Raw genomic sequence first — 23,204 nt, 5'->3', positions numbered from 1 at the left:
CGGTCGTGAGACGGTTTAAACCTCCTAGGGCCATGAAAGATCACGCGAGCCGCCGCGGCCCGGCTGAGGGGCCCTCGCGGCGGAAAACCCGTGTCGAGGACCGGCGCCGGACTGGCAGGCTTGGCGGATGGAAGTACGGTACGTCCCCGATCACCTGGTGCTGTCGGTCGTGGTCGGCTCCCGCGCCTACGGGCTGGAGACCGAGGACTCCGACGTGGACCGGCGCGGGGTCTTCGTGGCGCCGACCCCGCTGTTCTGGCGGCTGACCAAGCCGCCCACGCACGTCGAGGGACCGCTGCCCGAGCAGTTCTCCTGGGAGGTCGAACGCTTCTGCGGCCTCGCCCTGGAGGCCAACCCGACGGTCCTGGAGTGCCTGTGGTCGCCGATCGTCGAGCAGGTCGCCCCCGCGGGCGAGGACCTGCTCGCGATCCGGCGCGCCTTCCTGTCCAGGCGCGCCCACCGCAGCTTCACCGGATACGCCGACGCCCAGTTCCGCCGCCTGGACCCCGAGCGCCCCCGGTGGAAGCAGGCGATGCACATGATCCGGCTGCTGATCAGCGGCCTGCACCTGGCCCGCCACGGCGAACCGCTGGTCCGCATGGACGACCACCGCGACCGGCTGCTCGCCGTACGGCGGGGCGAGGTCTCCTGGGCCGAGGTCCAGCGGTGGCGCGCGGAGCTGACGGCGGCCTTCCCGGGCACCGGCGCGCTTCCCGGCGAGCCGGACCGGCGGCGCGTCGAGGACTACCTGGCGGTCACGAGAAAGGCCGCGCTGTGACCGTCACCCTGCCCGCGCGGCCGTCCGGGGTCCCCGCCGGACAGGCCGTCTGACGCCCCGTCCGCGCGTCAGGCGCCGAGCAGCTCCCACCAGGCGTCCACCAGGGGGACGTCGTCGGCGTCGACGCGATCACCCGGCCGGGGCACCGCGAGCCGCACGCCGCGGGCCTTGGCCTCGTGCCGGAGCCGGTCGACGGGCTCGGCCCACGGATGGACGGCCAGGGTGAAGGTCGCCCAGTGCACCGGCAGGAGCAGCCTGCCGCCTAGGTCGAGGTGTGCGTCGACCGCCTCCTCGGGATCCATGTGGATGTCGGGCCAGGCGGGGCTGTAGGCGCCGATCGGCATCAGCGTGAGGTCGAACGGGCCGTGCGCGGCGCCGATGCCGGTGTAGCCGTCGAAGTAGCCGGAGTCTCCCGCGTAGAAGACCCGTCTGGCCCGTCCCGCGACGACCCATGAGCCCCAGAGGGTGGTGTTGCGGGTGAGGGCGCGCCCGGAGAAGTGCCGGGCGGCGGTGGCGACGAACCGCAGGCCGGCGACGGTCGCCTCCTCCTCCCAGTCGAGCTCGACGATCCGCGAGGCGGGCACGCCCCAGCGCTCCAGATGGGCGCCGATGCCCAGCGGGACCAGGAAGGGGGCGCTCTGGAGGGCGGTCAGCGCGCGGACCGTGGCCCTGTCGAGGTGGTCGTAGTGGTCGTGGGAGATCACGATCGCGTCGAGGACCGGGAGGTCCGCCAGCGGGGCCGGCAGCGGGTGCAGCCGCCGCGGGCCGACGAGCCGCGAGGGCGAGGCGCGCTCGCTCCACACGGGGTCGAACAGGACGCGGCGTCCCTCGATCTCCACCAGCGTGGTGGCGTGGCCGTACCAGACGACGCTCAGCCCGCCCGCGGACGGCGGGGTGGCGGGGGAGGTCACCAGCGGGATCGGCCCGCCCGGCTTCCGCCCGTCACGATTGAAGATCAGCTCCCGGAGCGTCTCCGGGAGGCTGCTCACCGGCGGCGCGTGGGAGCCGGGCACGGAGTTGTGGAAGACGCCGTCGTGGAAGCGCGGGGAGCGCAGCATCCGGGCCAGCCGCTCTCCTGTGGCCCGGCCGCCCAGTTCCGCCGGGATGTCCCGCACTGCCCATCCCACCGCGGCCAGCGCCAGCCCGCCCGCGACGAGACGTCCCAGCGATTCTTTTCCCGCCATCCAGCAACACTCCTTGAAAGTCGGCCCGTTCCTGCAAACTGATCACCAGCCGCCGGAGTTCCCACCCATGGATCACGGGCCCTCCGGCGTTCCCGGCCGCCGCAGTACGCGCCGGAGGGCGACGCGGGCGACGCTCCTACGCCAGATGGCGCTCGATGGTGGCCACCTTGGCGTCCATGCGACCGCCCTGCCCTTCGCGGATGTCCGCCTTCAGCACCAGGCCGACCCTCCCGCACCGGGCTTCGACCGCCGCCACCGCATCCTTGACGACGCCCATCACCTGATCCCAATCGTCCCCCTCAACCGTGGTGAACATCGCATCCGTACGGTTCGGCAGACCCGAGGTGCGCACCACCCGCACGGCCTCGGCGACCAGCTCGCCGACGTCTTCCCCCGCGCCGATCGGCGTCACGCTGAACGCCACGAGCACCGACATGATTCTCCTTTCGGACCTTCTTGGCTGGCACCTACAGTAAGGGCCACCGCCGTGGGGCCGGAAGATCGTCGGGTTCACCGACGGCACTTACGGGTCCACCAAGGACATCAAGCCCGGCACTTACCACACGGGCCGGACCGTCGACTGCTACTGGGAGCGCTCGACCGGCGCAGGCGCCACGATCGCCAACGACTTCGTGAGGAACGCGCTCCACGGCGTGCGGGTCACGCTCCAACGGGGTGGGGGGTTCATGAGCGAGAGCTGTGGCATCTAGGTGCGCACGTAGCCCAGACGCGTAAGGGCCTCGTCTCCCGACCGGGAGATGAGCCCTTCGTCATCCCTCAGATGGCGTGCTGGCCGGTTCCATGATTCTCTGACGGGAGACGACGACGGCCGGTATGAGCTCGCTCGCGGGGACGAGCGCCCGGCTCATTCGCCCTTCGCCAGTTCCGCGGCCAGGACCATCACCTGCCCGGTGGTGGCGTCCGCCCCAAGCCGCTGGCGGGCCGCGTTCATCCACACGTCGAAGTCGTCGCGTCCGGTCAGGTAGTGGTGAGCGGCCTGGACCTGCGGTGAGGGCCCTGCCTCGCCGGGAGGGCGGATGGTCAGGGCGGGCCGTCGCAGCCCCGGCCGGGACGACAGGCTCGCGAGTGTCTCCCGCAGCGTGGCCAAGTCCCTGGCGGCATCCAAGGTGCGCTGGTGCATCTGCGGGGTAGTTGGAGGCGCCGAGGCGGTGGCATGGCGGCACTGCGGGCAGGCCGGGGTGTCGGTGCCGGGCCGTGGCAGGTGGCCGCCGGGAACGCCATGCGGGCAGGGCGGCCGGGCGACCTGCCTGGCGTAGCCGGGCGGGATCGGCGTCGACGACGGTCCAGCGGCGCGGGCTCCGGAGCGGACACGATTCATCAGCAGCGCCAGGTCTCCGTTGTCTGCCAGCCGCGCGACGTAGGCGGCCAGGCTGCGGATACCGGGGTTCTCACTTTTGATGATCGCAATGATCTCTCTCGTCTCGTCGGCCGTCGCTCCGACGGTGTCGGCAATCTTCTGCTCGGCCGCGCTGAGAGAGGGAGATTTTACGGTACGGAACGGAGAGGGCGGGACTGTGGTCCCGCCTGGCGTCCCTGCAGTCCCGCCTGGCCGCCCTGTGATCCCGCCTTCGGGGACTGTGGTCCCGCCTTCACCGGAAGGCGGGACTGGAGTCTCGCCTTCTGCCACCTGCGGTTCTTCCTTAAGGGGGGACGCTGCTCCCTTCTTGAAGTGGGACTGTGGTCCCGCCTTCGCCTGCTCGCATCGGTGGCACGCGCATCCGGGTGGTGGAGGGAACTGCGGCAACCGGTAGAGCGGCACCTGGCTCGGCACCGAGTAGTACGGCCGCCCGTCCCGGCCGATGCCGAGAGGCACCCTCGCCTCAATGCCGCGGTCCGCGAGACGCTCCAAGGCCTTGCGGACGCCGCTCGACGACATGCCGCGCGTGCGCCTGGTCATGGTGGCGGAGTCGATCTTCCGAACATCGCCGGGGAACCGGGTCTCCTCCGCGATGGCCATGAGGACGAGGCCCTCGGCCGCAGTCATGGCAGGCGCATGGTCGAAGACGTCAAGGATGTACTGGATGCCCAAGGGGCCGTTCCTCCTGCTGCGCTCAGGGGAGTCACTCCGGCCGGGCGGTGTTGGTAGCACCGGACAGCCGTACACGAGCGGCTAGCTCTCGGGGGGCGGGGTGTAGGTGTAGTCGGTGGGCAGCCGGCCAGTCGACTTGGCCCATTCGATGACGTCGGCCAGCCACCACCAAGCGCGGTTGGAGATCCGGCCTTCGGGGTCGGGGAACTTCTCGACGCGTATCCATTCGGCGGATCGCCGCCGCCACGTCATCACGGTGTTCTCCGAGACGTCAAGGGCGGTGGCGATGCCGTCGATTCCGACGGGGATCCAAGGCGGTTGAGGACGTGACATGCGATCACCCTAACGGGTGATCGATTCGCCTGCCTAGTGAAGGCGCATCGGTAAGTCATTCATCCTGGAGGAGGGAGGGACGAACCCAGACGCACCAATGAAAAACGGGCCCGCCCGGTGCTACCAACACCGGAGCAGGCCCTTGACCTGCCACCCGAGCACAGCGGGTGGCGGATCCGCAGCCACCCTACCTACTTGTCGATCAGCAATCCAACTGGTGAGAGGCTACCCGCGCTCCCGGCGCGCCCGGCGGCTACCAGTCCACCCAGACCGCGGTCGCGTCGTCGTGCGCCTTCGCCGCCGGGTACGGCGGGCCGTACTCGACCTCCGCTTCGCGCACCTGGGCGATAAGCTGGCCGGAGCCGTCCGCCGCCGCGGTGGCGACGAGCTGCTCCCAGCTATGGCCGTAGGCTTCGACCAGGCGAGTCACCCCGTCCGTGAGCAGCAGCGCGCCAGTCACCGTGGCCAGCGGAACCGACCCGGTGAGCGCTTCGTAGGCGGCCTGCGGGTTCGTGCTCGCCACCCAGAACCCATCGGAGTGGTTACGCAACGACCGGACCAGTTCCCGACTGTAGGGGCGGCCGCTCGGCAGGTGATCGGTGCGGTCGTCGTCGACCACCGTGAGGGTGCCGTCGGCGCGCTGAAGCGCGATGGGCGAGTCGCATAGGACCAGGTAATCCACCGTCTCGTCGCGCTGCCGCAGGACCGCCACCGTGGACGACGGCGAGTCAGGATTGGCCAGATCGCACGTGTCGGCGTGGACGGCCATTGTCATCTTGATCGCCTCGGCGAGAATGTCCGGCAGACTCACCGCAGGCTGAGTCACCAACCCGTGAGCGAGGGCAGCGGCCAGGCGCGCCACCAGCCACGGGACATCGTGGATGCAGCCGGAGTCGACGCCATGCGCGGCGGTGGCGCCGTCGAGAATGGCGACCCACGTGGGGCCGCCGATCACATGATCTTCGTTGTGCGGCCGGCCAGGGGCCGCGACCGTCTCGTAGGTGATCTGCACCAGGTGTCCTAGCCGGGGATCGACAAACGGTAGAAGCGAAAGCGGAAAGCGATTACTCCCCGCACGTGCGGGGAAGACGCTACACCGAGCTGACCCAGATCAGCGTGAAGCGGCTCACCTCCACAGGCGCCCGTGGGGGCGAGCCGCAAGATCACGGGCTTAGCGACCCGTACAGAGCGTCCTCCCCACGCACGTGGGGGGTGAGCCGGAATTCGCGATCCGGAGCAAGGACGGCTCGGCGTCCTCCCCACCACGTTCCGTGAACCTTCCACACAAATTGCGCCTGAGCCGATACCAGTCGAGACAGACCGGTGTGCCCCAGGCCTCGTTGTGGTGGAGCTGCTCGTCGCCGATCTGGAAGGCGAGCATCCCCGGCGACAGGCCGATGCCGAAGGCGTCCAGCCCCAGGCGGTGCAGCATGTCCGTCATTCAGCCGGGCCCGCGGCCCACATCGGCGACCGGACTGTTGGACCGGACAGGTGGCCTGGTCGATGAGAACGAGTTCATGGAATAGCCTGAGGACCCACCCTCGGTCGTGCAGAGCGGCTTCGCCGAGGTCACGCAGCTGGTAGACGGTGCTGGCGGTCCGCAGCGGCCAGTACAGCTCGCGGTCAGGTCGGCACGCAGGTGGCCGGGCAGCGCATGTTCCTGCGCCCAGGTGCGCAGGCTGGCCTCTTCGATGTCGGCATCGGTGGCATCGAAACAGTCAGGGGTGATCCGATTGCACCAGTACGACCCGCGCTGCACCGCCCCGGTATAGGTATCAGGGGCTCAGCCACAACGGGCCCGGTCTCCGAAGAGACCAGGCCCGTTCAGTTCTCAGGTACGACCGTAGGCGGAATGATCAGCCCGCCACGACCAGCGAACCCGGGGACGCCGACGCGGGGTCGCCTTGCGCCAGGTGGGGCTCAGGCTGCTGGGAGCGTAAGTGCTCGGCGAGAGCAGTGATGCGCCGCAACGGTGCCAGGTCCAGCGGCGGTACTTCCCCGGAGCCTGTGAGCGTTTCAGCGCCCGCCCGGATCGCTGTCTGCAGCGGCGAGTCCCCGAGGACCTGGTCATGAAGGACGTCGCCGTCGCGTTTCACGGTGACGCGATGCTGGTTGCGGTCCAACTGCCACCCGCCGGCGGTGGTGACCGGGTCGAGGTGGACGGTGACGATAGTGCGGCCGGCGTGGACGGTCAGGTACCGGTGCCGGTCGTCCGCGGGGCGGATACCCCGCCGCCACTCCCCCGCCGTGTCCTGCGGGGTAGGGCTGAGCACGACGGCGGGGCTGATGATGCTGGAGTGCAACTCCACGTGCACCGGGGCATCGTCTGCGGACGGAGTGGCGTGCTCGGTAAGAGCCGACACGAACAGGCGGGGGTCGTAGATGGCGCGTAGCGTCGCCTGCCGCGGACTGGTGGCGAGGTAAGCGGCGAAAGCGTCGGCTGGCAGGAAACGGCGCAGAACGGCAAGCATGTGCAGCCACTCGTAGCCGAGAACGCCGTAAGAGCGGTCAACGAAGCGGCCCGCGGCGATGTCTCCGGTGCGGTCCTTGGTGAAGGTGACCGCGATGTGATGCGGCGCCACGCCAGGCTCGTACTTTTCGAGGAGGTCGGCGGCGACGCCGAGCGCGTGGGCGTGCCGGTACTGGTCGATGACCAGGATGCGGGCGGCAGGGTGCGCTTTCAGCAGCCCGGCGAGGGCGGTGATCTCATGGCCTTGGCAGGCGGGTTTCTCCAGCAGGATCCGCGCGCCGGGGTCGTGGCTGAGGATCGACCCCAGTACCGGCAGATGGTCGGCGGTGGGGCAGCACACCGACCACAGGCCGACGCCGGTGGCGACGGCCTTCGGCAGGTCGTCGACGCCGTGGCGGAACGTCCGATACCCCTGCGGCAAGTCCTGATGCTTGGGGTCGACGATGCTGAGTTGGGCGCCGGCATCGGTGAAGAGCTGGGCGTGCATGCGGCCCGCGGTGCCGTAGCCGACGACGCACACCGTCATTCTGGCCAGCGGCGTGGACCCGGCGGAGGTGGGGCGGGCGGCCGCACCGGCGGCCAGGTAGATGTCGTAGTAGGCGTCGTACAGGCCGGAGCCGGTGATGACGTCGTCGACGACGCTGGTGTGCACGCCGGGCGGCAGCGTCGCGACTTGGGCGCAGAGGGCTTTCGCGGCAATGAGCGTCCCGGCCCGGTAGGCGTCGTAGCCCTGGTTGGGGATGGCGTCGGACTCGAACAGATTCAAGGATCGGCCGTCGCCGAGAACCGTCACCTCCGTCCCGGAGGGCAGACGGTAGCGGCGGCCGACGCCGGGAATCTCCTCCGCTGCGGCGGCGAACGCGGGGTCGGCGGCCAGCAGTGAGAAATCTTTGGTGGCGTACGGGGCGAGCACCGCCCCGTCGGGCAGGGCGTCCACCGCTTCCGGGGTGAGGGCGTCTTCACCGGTGGTGCCGACGAGGAGGATCGGCCGCACGCTGCGCAGCGCGTCACCGACGGTGCGGTAAGTGGGATGTCCGGCCTCGGCGGCGGCGATCAACGCGAGCGGGGCGGGGTCGACGACGTGGACCCGGCAGCCTTGGGCGCGCAGCGCGGCCGCCAGCCGGGAGCCGAGGGTGCCGTAGCCGAGGACGAGGACCGTCCGGCCGATGACCTTCACCGCAGGCAGCAGCTCGCGCAGCCGCCTCAGGCACGAGTCGGCGATCTCCGGGTAACCGAGGTTCGTCTTCAGCGCCGAGCGGGCCAGGTTGAACACAGGGATGCTCAGCGGTCCGGCGGCGGCGATGCGCTTGAGACCGGACACGGTGAGCTCCAAGGCGGCATCGACCTGGCGGGACGCGTCGGCGTGGCCGTACCCCTGGGCAATGAGGCCGCCGTCGTCGATGACGAGCACCTTCCGCCCGGCGGCGTGGGCGGCGTCGATGAACGCGTCCACTCCGGCGAGGGCCTGGGCGAGTTCGTCGGCGTGGCCAGCGGGCGCGTTGATCGCCGTGTTGTCGAGCAGGCCGCTGCGGCAGCCGCGCGCGAGCAGGGTGGCGTGGATACGGTCACGGTTGCGGGTGCGGTCGCCCTTGGCCAGCGCGTAGATCCATTCGGCGGGGACGCCAGCCTGCTGCAGCGCCAGCAGGAAAGCGAGGGTGTTCTCCACGTAGTGATCACGGAAGATGACCGCCCAGTCGGCGAGGTGCGGGTCGTGAGTGGCGTGGCGGGCCAGCAGCGGCATAGACGCGCCGATCTGCAGCAGCTCAGCCGGGTCGTAGCAGCGCAGCCGGTCGCGCAGCCACCCGTGCAGGGACGCCGCGGCTTCCCCTCCGCCGGGGTGGACGTCGAGGAGGATCTCCAGGTAGTCGGCGGGCAGGACGTGGCTGAGCGTGTCGGGCCGCTCCGGAGTGCGGGGGTGCCAGCGGACGGTGACGAGGGGCGCCCCACCGGGAGAGGTGGTGAGCGTCAGGGCGTGCGGGTCGACGTGGTCGACGTGGAGATCGTGGCGGGCGGCGATGTCGGCCGCGCCGTCGGCGAGGACGGCGGGTGGGATCGGCCCGCGAAGGACGTCCCAGGCAGCGGAGGCGCGTAAGGGAACGGTGTCCAAAGTCACGAAGATCTCCTTGCAGGATCGGGGAACGGAGTGGGGAAGGCGGAGGCCGGGTCAGTTGGCCGGTTCCGCCAGGAGGTCGTCGGTTTCGGCGAGCTGCGCCAGCAGCACACCGGCGGTGTGGTGGCGCAGCAGCCAGAACTCATCCAGATCGGCCTGGAACAGGCCCGGCTTCAGGTAGTGCTGTTTGACGCCGTAGAGGCTGGTGAGCAGTTGCAGCAGCGCGACCCGGCCGCAAGCCCGCACATCGACGGCGGGCACGGCCGAGTGAGCATCCCGATAGGCGCGGATGAAGGTGGCGGCGGAGTCCGCCCATCCCGGGTCGTCGGCGACGGTGTTGGGGTAGAACGCCATCCGCCCCAGGTCGTAGGAGAGGAGGAACGGCGGGTTCGGCGGCCGGTAGTCCAGCACCGCCGACAGCGTCTCGCCCTCGAACAGCAGGTTGACCGGCGAGTAGTCGCCGTGCAGAACCTGCACGGTCAGCTTCTCGGGCAGGTCGTCGAGCAGGCCGGGCACGCGGTCGAGCATGCTGCGGCGTTCCAACAGGGTGCGCTGTGCTTCCACGTCGAACGTGTCGGCGACGCCGTCGCGAACGCGCCCGGCGATGATCTTCAGGAGCTTGTCGATCGTCGCGGCCAGCCCGTCCACGTCGGGGGTCCGCCAAGCCTGCACTGCCGCGTCCGGGTCAGGACCGGTCGGCAGGGGTGCGAACAGGGCGTGGATGCGGCCCAGCGCGTCACCGGCAGCGGTCATCTGCGTTGCCGACAGACGCGTCTCGACGCGGCCGGGCATCCACTCCCACACCGACACCGGCAGTTCCCCGCTGGCGTCGATCACCTTCCCCTTTTCGTTGGGCAGGACCTGCGCGCCGGGGATGCCCGCTTCCACCGCCAGAGTGGACAGGCCGATCGCTTCCCGTTCGGCGCCCAGGTCGGTGCCGGCAGGATAGTTCTTGACGAACGCCTCCAGCCCGTCGTCGCAGGCGACGCGGAAGTTCACGGTGCCCTGCCCGATGGGCAGCTGCGTGATGGTGCGCACCTCCAACCCGTAGGAGGCGGCCAGGACGGCGGCGACCCGGCCGCCCAGGTCGGAGCCCGCAGGACTGGTCATGGCGTCGGACACGTTGATCCCCTTGTGATTGTGAGCTGGGTGAACATTCGCTGGTAGGTGTCGGTGATGGCCCGCCACCGGGCGTTGCCGTCGAGCATGGGACGGCGGCCACGGAAGCGAGGCATCGCCTCAGCGTCGGCTAGTGGCCCGTCTCCGAACGTTGACCGGGTATCGCCACCGGATGACCGGCTCCCGCCGGATCAGATTTCCCCGGCAAGGTTGTGTGACGGCCCACTAGCACCTGGCCGGGGCCCTCGCCGGCGAGGTACAGCCGCGCCGGATACCCGGCGGTCATCTCCACGACGGCCGGCAGATCCGGTGCGATGACCGGAGTGCCGAACGTCAGCGCGGTGCCGACCGAGCTGGGGTGCAGGACGTTGGTGAAGAACTGCCACGCCCCGTCAGCGCGGTAGGGGCACAGCGCCGCGTCAGCCGCCCGGTACAGCCGATGTGCGTGCTCGGGCAGGATCCGGTGCGGGTGGACATGAACCCGGCCGCCGCTGGCGTTCGCCGCCGCCATGACCTGCCTGGCGAGGGTGTCGTCCCGGCAGGGGCCGGCCACGACGAGGTGGGCACGCCGGGTGTGGGCGATGAACGCCTCCACCACGGCCGGCAGATCCTTGTAGGCGGTGATGTTGCCCATGACCAGCACCGCGTAGGGGGCGGACCGCAGGCGGCCAGTCAGAGCCTGCACCGGTTCGGGTACCGGTCCGAACCCGGGTGGGACGGTCAGCCCGGTCCAGCCGGTCACAACGACCGGTGCGCTGGTCAGCCGCGCCACGTATGCGGCGTCGGAGCAGGTGTGGGTGAGGAGTGCGTCCGCCACGCCCAGCACGCCGAGCGCGGCGTACCAGTCGGCGTCGCCCGGTGCGCCGCCGTCGATCGGCAGCAGGTTGTGCACCGTCCACACGATGCGCCACCCGCCGCCGTGCAGCTCTGACAACCGGTCCAGCATGGTCTTGGCCGCATTCAGGGTGCGTTGCCCTCCGGCCGCCAGGTAGAGGCGTTTCAACCGGTGCAGGTTGATCACCCCGGGCTGGGCGGGCCGGGTAGGGATGTCGTCGAGAGTGGGGACGAAGCCGAGCGGCAACCCGGACGGAGCGTGCCGGTGCAGCTCAGCGAAGTACGGGCTGGGCCAGGTGGGATAGTTCGTCACCACCACCCACCCGCTGTCGGGTACGGGGGTCATTGCGGCTCCAAGGCGAAGACGAGCTGCTGCCACCAGGCGACGGCTGCACGGTAGCGGGCCAGGCACACGGCCGGTGTCCGGTCGCCGCCCGTCCATTCCACGGCGACCTCCATACGCTGCCCGGTGATGATGCGGTCGGCGGCCAAGGCGGCGACCAGGGTGTGACCGGGCGCGTCCAGGCCCGCATCGTTGTCGGACAGGTGCACCACCTGTGTGCGGTCCAGCAACAGTCCAAGGCGAGCCGCCGTCGCATGCCCAGTGGGGGTAGCGGCGGCAAGCTGCGCGGTGTCGGCCAACAGCCGCATTCGCGGGCAGGAATCGATCAGGGCGGTCAGCGCGGCGAACGCGCCCGGTGCCAGCCAGCCCGGATGGTGCAGCTCCACCAGCAGCGGCATCGGGCCGCCGGCCAGCGCAGGCATCGCTGCGGCTTCAGCCAGTACCCGCACGGCCAGCGGGGTGCGCGCCAACAGCCGTACCCATCCGGCACCGAGGACGTACGCCGCTTTGGCCAGATGGGCGAGTTCCGTAGCCGCCCGCTGGCGGCGGCTCCTGTCGCCGGTGAGCAGGTCGGCCAAGTCGACGTCGGCGGTGACACCGGTGATCGGCACCGTGTCCGCAGCCGTCTTCGCCCACGCCAGCACCGTCCGCGTCGGCTGGGCGGACAGGTGCATGCCGCGCGGTCCGCCCCGCAGATGCAGAAACGGGACACCATGGGCGGCGGCCCAGCGGAGCATGTCCGGCACATCGAAGCCACGCACAGAAATGCTGTACAAGCCGACCGGGGCGATGATCATGACACCTCCCACGAGAAGATCACCACGGGTTCGGGTGATCGGGGCCCGTCCAGCCCGGCGTACAGGGCGGGCGCCTGCGTGCCCGGCACGAGGTGGCACCAGGAGTCGACCAGGTCCGGCGGCAGGCCGTTCAACCAGGTCGCCGCCGCGGTGTAGGCGTCCTGATAGCGGCGGGTCGCGGCCGCGCTGAGCTCGTGCATCCCCACAACCGTCCACCCCGACCGGTGAATCAGCAGCGATGACAACCTCCCACCCAGGGCAGGGGTGCCGAGCAGACCAAGAGTGCCACGTGGGGTGAGGAGCCGCGCCGCGCGGCGCGGAGTCCCAGCCGCGTCGATGACGAGCGCCGTCCGACCTCGGCTGATCACGGAAGCACACTCAACGCCCGGCGCGTAGCTGATCGGCGGCTGCCGCCGGCCCGTCAGCACCTGGATGCGAGCGGCGCCTCGGCGCCGCAACTCCAACGCGCAGCCCAACGCGACCGGGCCGGAGCCGACCACCACGGCGTCGTCCAAGCTGACGCCGGCGGGCACCTGGTCCAGGCCGAGGACCGCCATCTGCTGGAAACGCGCCACCGCCGCCGCTTGGATCCGGGTGCCGGGCGGGGCGGTGATGGTGCCGCCAGTCGACGGATCGAAGCAGGCGCCGTGCGGCACCGCCGCCAGCACCCATCCGGCGGAATGGTCACCGCCGAACGTCATGTAGCCGGCGTGGCGGGGCCCGTCAAAGCCAGTCGTGGCGTACAGGTGGCGGCGCTCGGTACCGGGGCTGAGCACGCTGAACCGTCCGCAGATCATGCCGGTCGGCGCCGGTACGGCGGGCAGCAGGTGAGCGTGGCCGTCGACCAGGCGGATCCGCGGTCCCGCGTATCGGCACACCAGGGGGCGGGCGGCGTCAACGCTCATGACAGCCCCTCCAGGTAAGCGGGCAGGTCACTCAGGTGGGTGATGACGCCGATGGCCGGGTCCAGTCCTTCGGGGCGGCCCGATGGGCTGATCAGGGTGGCGCGCATGCCGTAGGTGTACGGGGCGACGGCGTCCTTGGCGGGGGTGTCCCCCACAAACATGATCCGTTCCGGCGGGCAGCCGGAGGCGGCGATCACCGCGGCGTAGCACCGCGGATGCGGCTTACGGACGCCCAGCGTGCTGGACAGGACGAGCGCGTCGAAGCAGTCGCCGATGCCGGCGGCGTCCAGGGTGCGGCGGCGTACGCTCTCCGGGCGTTGCGTGTCGCACGCCAGCACGCACACCAGCCCCATCCGGCGCAGTTGCCGCAGCGCGTCGGCGGCCCGCGGGTCGACGTCGGCGTCCGGAACGGCGGTGAACACCGCTTCGGCGGCAGCCGCAGGGTTAGGCAGATGTACTCCGCTGCGGCGCAGTTGCTCAGCGAACGGTGTCTGCTCGCCCCGCTGCCGGTCGGCGGCCCGCACCTGGCGGGTCACGTCGTCGAACGCGGCGGCGAACCCGTCGGGGATCACTGTGCCAGGTAGGCCGTGCAGCGCCTCAGCTATGATCGCCGCGTCCGGGTTCGGGCCCGGCCGTGCCAGGGTGCCGCCGAAGTCCACCGCCAGCGCTTCCACTCTCATGGTCATGCCCGCCCCCACGGTGTGAACGATTGTTCGATGTGTGCGGCGATCTCTGCGGGGGCGCCCCGCGCCGCGTACAAGCCAACCCTCCCGGTCAGGGTGTGGACGTAGCGGATGCGCTGCCGCTGGGCGGGCCCGGTTTCCAGGAGCCGCAGCGGCTGCTCGCCGCTGTCGAGGACCCGATCCAGGAGATGCCCGCTGGCGTGCAGCCACACCGTGGCCGCGGTGTGCCGGTCCACCCGTTCCATCGTCCCTCCGGCGGCCAGAGGATCACCGTCGACGTCGACCAGCACCGCCCCGGCCACCGGCAACCGGGTAGGGGCCGCAAGCGGCAGCGGACCGCTGCGGCACAGGTCAACAACCTCGGCCCCCTCCTCGGGCAAGCCCAGTTCGGGGAACCAGCGACGCACCGAGGCTCGCCGTCCGAGGACCGCGCTGGTGCCGCCCCGCACGGTGGGTCCGCCATCACTGGCGACGTCGACCAGGGTCACGTCACCGGCCAGCCAGTTCCAGCCGCGTGCCGCGAGCGCCAGCCCGGTGAGGGTCTTGCCGGAGCCGTGGCCACCCAGCAGCAGTACCGCAGCACCGCCGGGGCGGCACATGGCGACGGCGTGCACGCACACGGTGCCACGCGTCAGGTGCAGCACATGCAGGTGAGCGTTGATCAACCGGCGAGCGTCTCCCACATCGTCCGGCACGACCACCCCGGCGATAGCGGCGTGGCTGCCTTCCTGCAGAGGTTCGCTGGACGTTCCGGGAACGTGCGGCGCGATTCGAGGCCACGCCGCGATCAGTTTGTCGCCGACGACGGCCGCCAGGACGCGGCCGGCGCTGCGCACCGCCACGATCCGCTGGGTTTCCGCTGTGGTCATCACCGGAGCTTCACCCCCGGTAGCCACACCGACAGCGCCTCCCACACCGGCGCGTCAGGCAGCGCCAGCGGGTCGCTCACGGCCAGCCGCACACCGGGCGCCCCGAGCGTGGAGCCCCAGTTGAGGTCTGGCCAGCCGACGCGGGCCGAAGGTGGGCCGCCGGTCAGACACAGCAGGTCGGTGGAGTACAGCCGCTGCCCCGGAATGTTCATCGCCTCCGCCACCACCGCCGTCAGATCAGCCGGGTTCAGCGGGGCGGCCCACGCGGCCGGACGATGCGCTCCCTGACCCGGCTTGGCCGCGGCGGTCACGTGCACCACAGCGCCCAGCCGGGTCGGCGGCGCGTACACGAAGACGGCACGATGCTCGGCAGGGGTGAACAAGATCCTCTGCCGTGTCCCCTTCACCAGCAGCGGCCGCCCCTGCGCTTCGCCTGGGGCGGCGAGTTCCGCAGGAAGCGCCGCGCGGGTCGGCCAGCCCGCCACGATTCCATCGGGCCCGACCAGCACCAGGTCGTCAGCCATGAACCGGGCGTTGAGCTCCGTGCACGCCCGATGCGCGAGCGTCGATTTCCCGCCGCCTTGGCCCGCGACGAACAGCACCGCCACCTCGTCGACCACGACCGCTGAGGCGTGCAGCATCCGCCATCCGCTGTCCAGCAGCCGACAGGAGAAGTACAGCCGGGCCACCCAGTCCGGCCAGTGACGGCCCGGCCCCATTCCGGGAACCACGACCCGGGTCATCCGCCGGGTCCGGTCGACCTCCAGCAGCGCCGCCGGAGTCCCGGGCCGGTAGCGGCCCAGCAGGCGAAGCAGCCCGTCCGCCGCGTCGACCACCGCCAATTGCGGCCCATCGCAGGGAGAGGCTAGGACAGGCCGGTCGGCGAACAACGCAGCAGCGGCGGCTTCGCCGGGAATCTCAACCCGCTCGTCTCGCTCGGCCCGCACCGTCCAGTCCGCATCCGGGCCAGCGGCGGCCACCACGCACGGAGGAGTCATCGTCGCCAGTACGCCCGCCACCAGGTCGACGTGTCCTGACACGCGCAGCCGCCACTCGCCCAACAGCAGGTCCGCAACCCGCACCGGGGCGGCCTCCACCATCGTTGTCATTGAGTCGTCCAGGTGTCGGAGGTGAGCACCTCCGCCAACGCCCGCACCATCCGGCCCGGGGTGGCCGTCCGGCTTTCCTCGCCCAGGTCGACGCCCAGCGCGGTGAGCATCTCGGCGGCGGCCGTCTCTGCCGCCGCCAGGTCTCTGGCCGGGATGGCGCACTCGGCCGGTGGCCGCGCCGGGGGAAGCTGGGTGATCGTCATCACGTGTTCCTTTCCGTGGTGAAGTCGGCGGGATGCATGGTCTGGGCCGCCAGCTCCGCGGTGGCCGCGCCAGCATCCCTCTTCCGCCTTCTCGTGGTCAGTGGCCAGCGGGTGTAACGGGATGTGGTCAACCGCGTGCAAACGCTGACCATCCGACTTACGCTCCGAACACCCACCTGTAGGGATGGTCGCTCGCGAACGGCCGCCAACCCAGAGGTCGGGTGTTGCCGCAACACGCCAGCAACACGGCAGGGAGCCGGTATCCATGCATGAACCTCACAGCGCGGCTCCGCGCATGTTCGGCTTGGTCCTGCATCATCTACGCGAGCAGGCAGGTCTGTCGCAGCGGGAGCTCGGCAAGCGGGCGCTGTACGACCACACCCGCATCTCCCGCGCCGAGAAAGGAGAGATCCTGCCCGCCGCCGAACAGGTCGAAGCGCTCGATGGGGCGCTCAGCGCGGGCGGGTTGCTATGCGCTCTCCGTCACGCCGCCGGGCCCAGCGGCGTGGCACCGTTCCTCGGCGTCGCTGGCGTATACGACAGCGAACCGGTCATGCTGGACATGCAGACACCGGATGGAAGGAGCGTGCGCGTGACCCTCTCACGACGCGAGTTCGCTCAGCTACTAGCCAGTGGAACACTCGCCTCGGTCCTGCCCGGCCTAGGTGACCCCGACCAGGCGCAGCGGATAGCGCGCGTGATCGACCGGCCATCCCGTATCGACGACGACGTCATCGACTACTTCCGACGGGTCCTGGCCGAGCACTACAGCGCCGACAAGATGATCGGCGCCCGCTCGCTGCTGCGACCGGTACTCGCGCAGATCGACGTTCTCGACGATTTGCGGCGCGGCGCCGGAGCCCGCCACGCCGAACCGCTGCTGCAGGTCCTCGCCCAGTACGCCGAAATGGCCGGCTGGCTACACCAAGACCTCGGGCAGTTGGAGACGGCCATGCACTGGTCGCGGCGGGCCGCCGAGTGGGCGCAGTGTGCCGGCGACACGCAGATGGCCGCCTACATGCTGGTGCGGCAGTCGAACATCGCGTGCCTGACCGACGACTACGCCGCGGTGGTGCATCTGGCCGCGGCGGCCCGCCGTAGCCCGTCTGGGCTGGAACCGAAGCTGTCGGCGCTGGCCGCCCAGCAGCAGGCGCGCGGCCTGGTGATGCTGGGCGAACACAACAAATGCTTCACCCTTCTTGATGAGGCCACCGATGTACTGCATGAGCACCCGCAGGTGTCTCACCCGCAGGTGCCGGTCTACCTGCACTATTACGACCTGGACACGCTGCAGGAGCAGTCCGCGGCCTGCTACCGGGCCGCCGGCCGCGCTGACACAGCGGCGACCATCCTTGAGGAACAGATCGGGAAGCTGCCGAAGAACCTGACCCGCGACCGTGGGCACCTGACGGCGAAGCTCGCCGTCGCCGTCTCCCAATCCGAACCGGATCCGGGCCGGGCCACCCATCTGGGGCAGGAAGCGCTTAATGTCGCCCAGAGCACCGGGTCGGCGCGCATACGCCGCGAGTTGCGCGCCTTGGATACAGAGCTGACACAGCGGTGGCCGGACCACGCCAACACCCGAAGCTTCCACGAGATGCTGGTTGCAGTGTGACTCAGGCGGTGAACGGCTCCTTGAGGTCGATGGACGCCGGATGGACGGGCCGCGATCGGCCGAGTTGTCACCGCGTCCGGAGCGGCCGGGGAGTGTGAGGGGCTGGAAGGCCTCTCACCTGAGGTTTGGGGCGAAGCCCCAAACGAACACAGCCCGAGCATGAACCGCGCGCAGCGCGAAGACCCGGCGAGGTCCACGGGCGCGGGCCGCGCTACTCGATGTTCAGTGATCCACAGAACAGGCCCTAGATTCCCCCGGTCACGGGCACCGATTCGGGCACGGTGACGGCCGACCGGTCCCCGCGCCGGGCGATCCCGGGCCGGGTCACCCGCATGATCACTCCGAACTTGTTCCCGTGCTCCCCGATCAACCACTTCTGCAGCTCGGGCCAGCGCTCCCGCCCGTCCGGATCCCAGCTGGGCACGGCACAGCGGATGCACGGTCCGGTGTGGTCGCCGACCACCGCGAGTTCCACCTCGCCCACGGTGAGCGTGGTGCCGGGGCCCCAGCCCTCCTCGGCGAACGCGGGCGCGTCGAGTCCGAGGTGCAGGTTGGGGCGGAACCTGCGCAGGTCGACCGGTCGGCCGAGCTCCGCCTCCAGCGCCACCAGGGAGGCCTCGAAGGTGACCAGCACGGTCGGGCCGCGGTCCTGCTGCCCGTCGGCCGCGCGCAGGCGCAGCGGCGTCCCGAGCGACCGCGCCAGCGCGCCGGCCAGGCCGGGGTCGTGCCACTGCCAGACCGTCCCGTCCGGAGCGGTCAGCTCCGGTGTGTCACCGCTGCCGTAGCCGGCGCGCCAGTGAAGCATCCCGGACCGCCGGCGCACGGTCAGCACCTTGCCGGCGTGGTCGTCCCGGTCGTCGACGAGCGAGTAGGCCCGGTCGCCCGCCATCCCCCGGTCATCGAACAGCGCCTCCTGGAGTTCCTCACCCCGCAGCGACTTCACCGGCCACCTCAGCAAACGCCGCAAACTCCCACTGTGCGTCTTCATGCTCCAAAAATAGCGATCATGTATACATGAAGGCACGAACTCCCCGCACCATCCTGGAGGCCGAGGCGATCCAGGACGAGCTCCGGCCGCTGCTCGACCTGACCGGACCGGGCCCCCGCGCGCCCGCCACGGTCGCGGGCGTGGACGTGGCCTACGACGGGGAACGGCTCGCGGCGGCGGTGGCCGTACTGGACGGCAGCACGCTGGAGGTCGTCGACCAGGTGACCGTCGGCGGCCGGGTGGCCTTCGACTACGTCCCCGGGCTGCTGGCCTTCCGGGAGGTCCCCGCTCTGCTGAAGGCGCTCGACCGCCTGACGGTCATCCCCGACCTGGTCGTCTGCGACGGATACGGCCTGGCCCACCCACGCCGCTTCGGGCTGGCCTGCCATCTGGGCGTGCTGACCGGCCTGCCCACGATCGGGGTCGGCAAGACCGCCTTCGTCGGCTCCTACCCCGATCCCGCCCCCGAGCGGGGCTCGTGGACCGATCTGACCCTGGACGGCGACGTCGTGGGCCGCGTGCTCCGCACCCGGCACGGCGTCAAACCGGTCTTCGTCTCCGTCGGCCACCGCGTCGACCTCGACACCGCCTGCCACAACGTCCTGGCCCTGACTCCTCGCTACCGGCTGCCGGAGACGACCCGCGTCTCTGACCGGCTTTCACGGTTAGCTTTGATCGAAAATGTCACCTTCGACTGATTTGATCCACTCAGCACTACGAGATGGGAACGACAGTGAGCGACAACGAGTGGGTCGGTGGCGCGGGCGCCTGGAGTGACACGAACCTGGCGGAGATCCAGGAACGGCTGGCCGACGGGTTCGATCCCGGCCAGCGGCTCTTCTGGCTCCGTTCGACGCCCCTGCACCAGGCCGCGCAGGAAGGGGCGATCAAGGTGATCGAGTTGCTCCTGGCCTCGGGAGCCGAGGTGGACCCCGCCGACAGCTACGGGGCCACTCCCCTGTGGGAGGCCGTACGCCATGGCCAGGACGACGCCGTCCGGCTCCTGCTGGCCGCGGGCGCCGACCCCTGGCGGCCGTGCATCGCCGGACGCTCCCCCGGCCTCCAGGCGCTCTTCACCGACCTCGCCGACCTGTTCGCCCACCTGCCCGGCGCTCCCCGCGTCAGCCCGCGGCTCCGCGAACTGCAGGAGACCGTCGACGACATGATGTTCTCCTACGAGGACTACAACGAGGGGTTCTGCATCGCCTTCGTCGGCGAGATCGCCGAGGACGAGGTCATCCGCCGGCTGGGGGCCGATCCTGGGCTCTGCCCGCCGGTGGAGGCCGGGGCCCTGTGGGAGGCCGAGCACGCCTCCCCCACCGAGCTCCTGCGGGTCGCCAGCCCTCCCGGGGGCGGGGTCGTGCTCATCCAGCCGGAGGGCGTCCTGCCGGTGCACGACGGCGTCGCCCGGCGGGTCACCACCGGCGGCGGAGTCCTGGCCGGCGCGTTCCCGCTCGCCGGCACCTCGGTCGACATCTGGCGGGACGGCTTCAGCATCGCCCGGCCCTCGGTCCACGAGCAGCTCAGCGACGACAGCCTGTTCGAGCTGTGGATGTGCCGGTTCGGCGACTGCGGCGCGCACCCGTCCGTCTCCATGGAGCGCATCCTGGCGCTGATGACGCTCCTGACCGCCACCTACGTCACCGAGGAGTGGCTGTGGAGTGCTCCGATGAGACTGGTCCCGGTCGACCTGCGGAGCGGCGGCCAAGGTGGATAGAGTCGCAAAACCATGAGAAAGCACACGATCACCGCACTGTGGGAAGAGATCCCCGACGACGCCGACGATCTCGTCCTGGTCCGCGGCGGTTTCCGGCTCTACCTGTGCCTGTGCGGTACGCACCTGGCGGACCGGGCGGCGGCGGAACTGCACGCCGCGGAGACCAACCAGTGCACCACGTGCCTGGGCTCCGCCACCGAGGAGATCGTGCCGGGCTTCTCCCAGGAGTGCACGGCCTGCGCCGGGACCGGCCGGCGCAAGGCACAGCTCACCTGGGAGCTCGCCTACGTCGAGGCCGAAACCATGATCACCGTTGACCTCGTCCGCACGGTGATCGCCCCGTTCACCGAGCCGTTCCAGCTCTCCCAGGTGGCCGACACGGTCCGCGCCGCCCTCGGCCTGCCGGTCGGCCGGCTGCCCGTGGGCCCGCGCGTCCGCGACGTCCTGCGCCAGCTCGAGGCCGCGGGCGAGCTCACCCTGGTCTCCGCCCCGGACGAGCTGCTGCGCGGCACCACCGTCGTGCTCTACCGCGACCCCTACTGGCAGCACGTCCTCGAATAAGCACCCCTTCCCTTACCTCGAGGACCCGCGAAGCTCCCGGCCCACGGCCGGTAACCATCCGCCCGCCCGGCCAGGTGTGCCGCTACCTCAGCCCTTGATGAAGCGACGGGTCATATACCGGCGGACGGGCGGTAGAGAGGCCAGCCGCAGCGGTAGCAGGCTCAGCCAGAGCAGCACGGGGTTGGCGGGGGCGTAGACGCCTTTGACCCGGCGGCCGAGCTTCTGTTTGCGTTCGGCTTCGGGCCGGATGGCGGCCTCCCACACGCCCAGCGCGGCGGGGATGTCGCCGGGGTGGGCTGCCAGTTCGGTGCCGAGCCGGTCGGCGCCGCCGACGGCCAGCGCTGAGCCGTACCCGGCGAACAGGGTGACGCACCAGGCGGCATCGCCGAGCAGCACCACCCGGCCTTTGCTCCAGGACGGGGCGACGACCTGGCTGATGGTGTCGGAGTAGACCGAATCGGCCCGCTGGAGCCCGGCGAGGGCTTCGGGGATGACCCAGCCGAGATCGCCGTAGACGCGTTCCAGCTGGGTGGCGACGTCCTCGCCGGGGCGGGCGTGGCCGGCGCGGTAGCCGAAGAAGGCGACGTTGCGGCCGTCGGGGATGCTGATGACGGCGGCGGTACGGCCGCGCGAGGACAGGGTGCCGGTAGCGCCGGACGCTATGGTTGCGGGCCGCCGGTCAAGCATGAAGACGGCGACCTTGTGCTCCAGGTCGAGCAGGAAGTCCTCCTCCGGGCCGAACAGCAGGGCGCGGGTGGCCGAGTGCAGGCCGTCTGCGCCGATCAGCAGGTCGGCCTCCTCGATGGCGCCGTCGCTCAGGGTGACGCGGACGGCGTGGTCGTCCTGGTCGATGGCGGTGAGGGTGGCGCCGAAGCGGATCTCGGTGCGATCGTGGACTCGCTCGTAGAGGACGGCTTCGAGGTCGCCGCGCAGGATGGTGATCGAGCGCGGTCCGGTGGTGGCGGCGATGGTGGCGCGGTCGAGGGCGAAGCGGCGCGATCCGTCGCTCTTGTGGTAGACGAGCTCGGTGGTGTCGAACGCCTTGGCCCGCAGGTCGTCCACGATGCCGAGGCGTTCTGCGGCGTCGTAGCCTATGCCGCCGAAGGTGACGGCGTAGCCGCCGCCGCGGCGGGCGGGCGCGCGTTCGACGATGAGGGTGTCCCAGCCGATCTGGTGCAGGCGCAGGGCGGTGGCCAGGCCGGCGATGCCGGCTCCGATGATGATGGCGCGCATGAGAGGTGGTTCTTCCTTAGTGGGAGAGCTGGTCGAGCAGCCGCTGTTCCGCGGCGGCATCCAGCCAGGTGTCGGGGGAGGGCGCGTCGGCGCGGGGTGCCGGGTCGCCTTCGGCCTGGAGCCAGGACCAGGTGTCGGCGAGGGTCTCGCGCAGCGGGCGCGTGGTGAGGCCTTCGGCCAGGGCGGCGCGGACGTCGGCGTCGTGCATGCCGCTCGGTGCGCTGCCGTCGGGCAGCCGTAGCCCGAACTCCATGCCGAGCGGCAGGCCGTGTCGCAGGAGCAGCTCCGGCGGCGCCCACACCAGTTCGGTGTCGAAGCCGGTGACTTCCAGCGCCGTGGTGAGCAGGTCGCCGAGGGTGATCGCGCCCGGCGGGCCGGTCACGGTGAAGGCGCCGCTCAGGCCGCGTTCGGCGGATTGGAGCATCCAGGTGGCCAGGTCCCGGACGTCGAGGTACTGCAGAGGCGTCTGGGCGGGAGCGGGGGCCAGGACGCGCCCGCCCTTCTCCAGGCGGCGCAGCCACCACGGGATGCGGCCGACGTCCTCATACGGGCCGAGGATCATCCCTGCTCTGGCCAGCAGCGCCCGCTCGCCGAAGGATTCCAGAACGGCGAGTTCGCCGCCGCGCTTGGCGGCGGCGTAGTCGGCGTCGTCCGTACTGCCGGGATCGCCGTCGACCAGGGGCGCCTGCTCGTCGGCACCGGCGGGCCAGGGCCAGCGGTGTACGCCGCGGCTGGAGACGTACCCGTAGTGCCCTACGCGATCGGACAGCAGGCGGGCGGCCTCGCGCACCACCCGCGGCGCCCAGGCCCAGGTGTCGACGACCGCGTCCCATTCCCGGCCGACCAGCGCCCGGCGGACAGCCTCGGGGTCGGTGCGGTCGGCGATGAGCGCCCGTACCCCGGGCGCGGGGGCGCGGCTGAGTCCGCGGTTGAGCGTGCTCACCTCATCGCCGCGCTCCAGCGCGGCCTCGACGATCGCGCGGCCCACATGGTGGGTGCCGCCGAGAACAAGTAGTTTCACGATGCTCCTGGGGTGAAGGGCAGCCAGCGGGCTGACGGGTGCCGGTGATCGTGGAAGATCTCGTGTTCCGAGGCGCGCAGGCCGCGCCCGGCAGGGGTGGGGTCCGCGGCGTCGTAGCGGTAGCGGCCGGGAGAGCTCTCGAGCACCCGGTGACGGAGGGCGGGGCGCACGCCGTACAGACGGCTGAGCAGGGTCATGGCCGGTCAACTTCCTGTCGACGCTGATGAGAGGTCACATCGCCGACCAGGCTTCCCGGCACACCGTCGCCCCTCTCACGAGAGG

The 23,204-nt window shown here is 70.8% G+C and carries 25 protein-coding genes; 6 read left to right on the top strand and 19 right to left on the bottom strand.

Features of this window, described 5'->3' with window-relative positions; genetic code table 11:
* Positions 1-127: 127 nt before the first annotated feature.
* Positions 128-778: a nucleotidyltransferase domain-containing protein gene (locus BM085_RS25860; protein WP_093889496.1), complete on the top strand. Its 651-nt coding sequence runs from the start codon at positions 128-130 to the stop codon at positions 776-778.
* Between the two features lie 68 nt (positions 779-846).
* Here BM085_RS25860 and BM085_RS25855 read toward each other — a convergent pair whose 3' ends face one another.
* Positions 847-1,962, bottom strand: a complete 1,116-nt coding sequence (locus tag BM085_RS25855; protein WP_093889495.1) for an MBL fold metallo-hydrolase — start codon at positions 1,960-1,962, stop codon at positions 847-849.
* A gap of 136 nt (positions 1,963-2,098) precedes the next feature.
* Positions 2,099-2,398: an MTH1187 family thiamine-binding protein gene (locus tag BM085_RS25850; protein WP_245789698.1), complete on the bottom strand. Its 300-nt coding sequence runs from the start codon at positions 2,396-2,398 to the stop codon at positions 2,099-2,101.
* A gap of 64 nt (positions 2,399-2,462) precedes the next feature.
* Between BM085_RS25850 and BM085_RS47695 the strand changes: the two genes are divergently transcribed.
* On the top strand, positions 2,463-2,672 hold the full coding sequence (locus tag BM085_RS47695; RefSeq protein WP_483883304.1) for an Rv1352/Rv1906c domain-containing protein: 210 nt from the start codon (positions 2,463-2,465) through the stop codon (positions 2,670-2,672).
* A 155-nt stretch (positions 2,673-2,827) separates the two neighbouring features.
* Here BM085_RS47695 and BM085_RS43390 read toward each other — a convergent pair whose 3' ends face one another.
* The 13 genes from BM085_RS43390 to BM085_RS25785 all read right to left on the bottom strand — a co-directional run bounded on the left by BM085_RS43390 (position 2,828) and on the right by BM085_RS25785 (position 15,787).
* Positions 2,828-3,301, bottom strand: coding sequence for a hypothetical protein (locus BM085_RS43390; protein WP_143121071.1), 474 nt, complete (start codon positions 3,299-3,301; stop codon positions 2,828-2,830).
* Positions 3,302-4,093: 792 nt separating this feature from the next.
* Positions 4,094-4,345 carry a hypothetical protein gene (locus tag BM085_RS25840; protein WP_093889493.1) on the bottom strand — a complete coding sequence of 84 codons (252 nt, stop codon included), beginning with the start codon at positions 4,343-4,345 and terminating at the stop codon, positions 4,094-4,096.
* A gap of 253 nt (positions 4,346-4,598) precedes the next feature.
* Positions 4,599-5,357, bottom strand: coding sequence for a protein phosphatase 2C domain-containing protein (locus BM085_RS25835; protein ID WP_093889492.1), 759 nt, complete (start codon positions 5,355-5,357; stop codon positions 4,599-4,601).
* A gap of 159 nt (positions 5,358-5,516) precedes the next feature.
* Positions 5,517-5,777 (bottom strand): hypothetical protein, encoded by a 261-nt coding sequence (locus tag BM085_RS25830; protein ID WP_093889491.1) that lies wholly within the window; start codon positions 5,775-5,777, stop codon positions 5,517-5,519.
* 424 nt (positions 5,778-6,201) lie between these two features.
* On the bottom strand, positions 6,202-8,928 hold the full coding sequence (locus BM085_RS25825) for a hypothetical protein (RefSeq protein ID WP_143121070.1): 2,727 nt from the start codon (positions 8,926-8,928) through the stop codon (positions 6,202-6,204).
* Positions 8,929-8,979: 51 nt separating this feature from the next.
* Entirely contained in the window at positions 8,980-10,047 is a 1,068-nt protein-coding gene (locus BM085_RS25820) for a phosphotransferase enzyme family protein (protein WP_218158826.1), read from the bottom strand.
* Positions 10,048-10,174: 127 nt separating this feature from the next.
* Positions 10,175-11,224 carry a glycosyltransferase gene (locus BM085_RS25815; RefSeq protein WP_093889489.1) on the bottom strand — a complete coding sequence of 350 codons (1,050 nt, stop codon included), beginning with the start codon at positions 11,222-11,224 and terminating at the stop codon, positions 10,175-10,177.
* The gene (locus BM085_RS25810) at positions 11,221-12,018 is read right to left on the bottom strand and encodes a TIM barrel protein (protein ID WP_218158825.1); all 798 of its coding nucleotides are present in this window, start codon (positions 12,016-12,018) and stop codon (positions 11,221-11,223) included. The genes BM085_RS25815 and BM085_RS25810 overlap by 4 nt, the downstream gene beginning before the upstream one ends.
* Positions 12,015-12,923 carry a hypothetical protein gene (locus BM085_RS25805; RefSeq protein WP_218158824.1) on the bottom strand — a complete coding sequence of 303 codons (909 nt, stop codon included), beginning with the start codon at positions 12,921-12,923 and terminating at the stop codon, positions 12,015-12,017. Before BM085_RS25805 ends, BM085_RS25810 begins: the two co-directional genes overlap by 4 nt.
* The gene (locus BM085_RS25800) at positions 12,920-13,609 is read right to left on the bottom strand and encodes an HAD family hydrolase (RefSeq protein WP_143121069.1); all 690 of its coding nucleotides are present in this window, start codon (positions 13,607-13,609) and stop codon (positions 12,920-12,922) included. The genes BM085_RS25805 and BM085_RS25800 overlap by 4 nt, the downstream gene beginning before the upstream one ends.
* Complete coding sequence (locus BM085_RS25795; RefSeq protein ID WP_218158823.1) at positions 13,606-14,475, bottom strand: hypothetical protein; 870 nt, start codon at positions 14,473-14,475, stop codon at positions 13,606-13,608. Before BM085_RS25795 ends, BM085_RS25800 begins: the two co-directional genes overlap by 4 nt.
* Positions 14,475-15,584: a phosphoenolpyruvate carboxykinase (ATP) gene (locus BM085_RS25790; protein WP_143121068.1), complete on the bottom strand. Its 1,110-nt coding sequence runs from the start codon at positions 15,582-15,584 to the stop codon at positions 14,475-14,477. The genes BM085_RS25795 and BM085_RS25790 overlap by 1 nt, the downstream gene beginning before the upstream one ends.
* Positions 15,581-15,787, bottom strand: coding sequence for a hypothetical protein (locus BM085_RS25785; RefSeq protein WP_093889486.1), 207 nt, complete (start codon positions 15,785-15,787; stop codon positions 15,581-15,583). The genes BM085_RS25790 and BM085_RS25785 overlap by 4 nt, the downstream gene beginning before the upstream one ends.
* Positions 15,788-16,052: 265 nt before the next feature.
* Between BM085_RS25785 and BM085_RS25780 the strand changes: the two genes are divergently transcribed.
* Entirely contained in the window at positions 16,053-17,402 is a 1,350-nt protein-coding gene (locus BM085_RS25780; RefSeq protein ID WP_177245266.1) for a helix-turn-helix domain-containing protein, read from the top strand.
* Positions 17,403-17,646: 244 nt separating this feature from the next.
* On the opposite strand, the gene BM085_RS25775 is transcribed toward BM085_RS25780, so the two are convergent.
* Positions 17,647-18,369 carry an MOSC domain-containing protein gene (locus BM085_RS25775; protein ID WP_245789697.1) on the bottom strand — a complete coding sequence of 241 codons (723 nt, stop codon included), beginning with the start codon at positions 18,367-18,369 and terminating at the stop codon, positions 17,647-17,649.
* Between the two features lie 47 nt (positions 18,370-18,416).
* Here BM085_RS25775 and BM085_RS25770 point away from each other — a divergent pair, with 47 nt between their 5' ends.
* The 3 genes from BM085_RS25770 to BM085_RS25760 are packed head-to-tail and all read left to right on the top strand — an operon-like array spanning position 18,417 to position 20,668.
* Complete coding sequence (locus BM085_RS25770) at positions 18,417-19,088, top strand: endonuclease V (RefSeq protein ID WP_093889483.1); 672 nt, start codon at positions 18,417-18,419, stop codon at positions 19,086-19,088.
* Between the two features lie 35 nt (positions 19,089-19,123).
* Positions 19,124-20,107, top strand: coding sequence for an ankyrin repeat domain-containing protein (locus tag BM085_RS25765; protein ID WP_177245265.1), 984 nt, complete (start codon positions 19,124-19,126; stop codon positions 20,105-20,107).
* A 12-nt stretch (positions 20,108-20,119) separates the two neighbouring features.
* The gene (locus BM085_RS25760; protein WP_093889481.1) at positions 20,120-20,668 is read left to right on the top strand and encodes a hypothetical protein; all 549 of its coding nucleotides are present in this window, start codon (positions 20,120-20,122) and stop codon (positions 20,666-20,668) included.
* An 87-nt stretch (positions 20,669-20,755) separates the two neighbouring features.
* On the opposite strand, the gene BM085_RS25755 is transcribed toward BM085_RS25760, so the two are convergent.
* The 3 genes from BM085_RS25755 to BM085_RS25745 are packed head-to-tail and all read right to left on the bottom strand — an operon-like array spanning position 20,756 to position 23,119.
* Positions 20,756-21,901: an FAD-dependent monooxygenase gene (locus BM085_RS25755; protein ID WP_093889480.1), complete on the bottom strand. Its 1,146-nt coding sequence runs from the start codon at positions 21,899-21,901 to the stop codon at positions 20,756-20,758.
* A gap of 16 nt (positions 21,902-21,917) precedes the next feature.
* The gene (locus BM085_RS25750) at positions 21,918-22,922 is read right to left on the bottom strand and encodes an NAD-dependent epimerase/dehydratase family protein (protein ID WP_093889479.1); all 1,005 of its coding nucleotides are present in this window, start codon (positions 22,920-22,922) and stop codon (positions 21,918-21,920) included.
* Positions 22,919-23,119 (bottom strand): hypothetical protein, encoded by a 201-nt coding sequence (locus tag BM085_RS25745; protein ID WP_093889478.1) that lies wholly within the window; start codon positions 23,117-23,119, stop codon positions 22,919-22,921. The genes BM085_RS25750 and BM085_RS25745 overlap by 4 nt, the downstream gene beginning before the upstream one ends.
* Positions 23,120-23,204 lie beyond the last annotated feature (85 nt).

Source organism: Streptosporangium canum (assembly GCF_900113865.1).
In the GTDB taxonomy this organism is placed as follows: domain Bacteria; phylum Actinomycetota; class Actinomycetes; order Streptosporangiales; family Streptosporangiaceae; genus Streptosporangium; species Streptosporangium canum.
Note: the sequence above shows the minus strand (reverse complement) of the source record. Positions and strands in the feature narration are given on the sequence as shown.

Excerpts from the sequence above, each read along its gene's own strand:
- BM085_RS25860 (WP_093889496.1), top strand. The coding sequence starts at position 128 with ATGGAAGTACGGTACGTCCCCGATCACCTGGTGCTGTCGGTCGTGGTC.
- BM085_RS25855 (WP_093889495.1), bottom strand. The coding sequence starts at position 1,962 with ATGGCGGGAAAAGAATCGCTGGGACGTCTCGTCGCGGGCGGGCTGGCG.
- BM085_RS25850 (WP_245789698.1), bottom strand. The coding sequence starts at position 2,398 with ATGTCGGTGCTCGTGGCGTTCAGCGTGACGCCGATCGGCGCGGGGGAA.
- BM085_RS43390 (WP_143121071.1), bottom strand. The coding sequence starts at position 3,301 with ATGAATCGTGTCCGCTCCGGAGCCCGCGCCGCTGGACCGTCGTCGACG.
- BM085_RS25840 (WP_093889493.1), bottom strand. The coding sequence starts at position 4,345 with ATGTCACGTCCTCAACCGCCTTGGATCCCCGTCGGAATCGACGGCATC.
- BM085_RS25830 (WP_093889491.1), bottom strand. The coding sequence starts at position 5,777 with ATGCTGCACCGCCTGGGGCTGGACGCCTTCGGCATCGGCCTGTCGCCG.
- BM085_RS25815 (WP_093889489.1), bottom strand. The coding sequence starts at position 11,224 with ATGACCCCCGTACCCGACAGCGGGTGGGTGGTGGTGACGAACTATCCC.
- BM085_RS25810 (WP_218158825.1), bottom strand. The coding sequence starts at position 12,018 with ATGATCATCGCCCCGGTCGGCTTGTACAGCATTTCTGTGCGTGGCTTC.
- BM085_RS25805 (WP_218158824.1), bottom strand. The coding sequence starts at position 12,923 with ATGAGCGTTGACGCCGCCCGCCCCCTGGTGTGCCGATACGCGGGACCG.
- BM085_RS25800 (WP_143121069.1), bottom strand. The coding sequence starts at position 13,609 with ATGACCATGAGAGTGGAAGCGCTGGCGGTGGACTTCGGCGGCACCCTG.
- BM085_RS25795 (WP_218158823.1), bottom strand. The coding sequence starts at position 14,475 with ATGACCACAGCGGAAACCCAGCGGATCGTGGCGGTGCGCAGCGCCGGC.
- BM085_RS25790 (WP_143121068.1), bottom strand. The coding sequence starts at position 15,584 with ATGACAACGATGGTGGAGGCCGCCCCGGTGCGGGTTGCGGACCTGCTG.
- BM085_RS25785 (WP_093889486.1), bottom strand. The coding sequence starts at position 15,787 with ATGACGATCACCCAGCTTCCCCCGGCGCGGCCACCGGCCGAGTGCGCC.
- BM085_RS25780 (WP_177245266.1), top strand. The coding sequence starts at position 16,053 with ATGCATGAACCTCACAGCGCGGCTCCGCGCATGTTCGGCTTGGTCCTG.
- BM085_RS25770 (WP_093889483.1), top strand. The coding sequence starts at position 18,417 with ATGAAGGCACGAACTCCCCGCACCATCCTGGAGGCCGAGGCGATCCAG.
- BM085_RS25760 (WP_093889481.1), top strand. The coding sequence starts at position 20,120 with ATGAGAAAGCACACGATCACCGCACTGTGGGAAGAGATCCCCGACGAC.
- BM085_RS25755 (WP_093889480.1), bottom strand. The coding sequence starts at position 21,901 with ATGCGCGCCATCATCATCGGAGCCGGCATCGCCGGCCTGGCCACCGCC.
- BM085_RS25745 (WP_093889478.1), bottom strand. The coding sequence starts at position 23,119 with ATGACCCTGCTCAGCCGTCTGTACGGCGTGCGCCCCGCCCTCCGTCAC.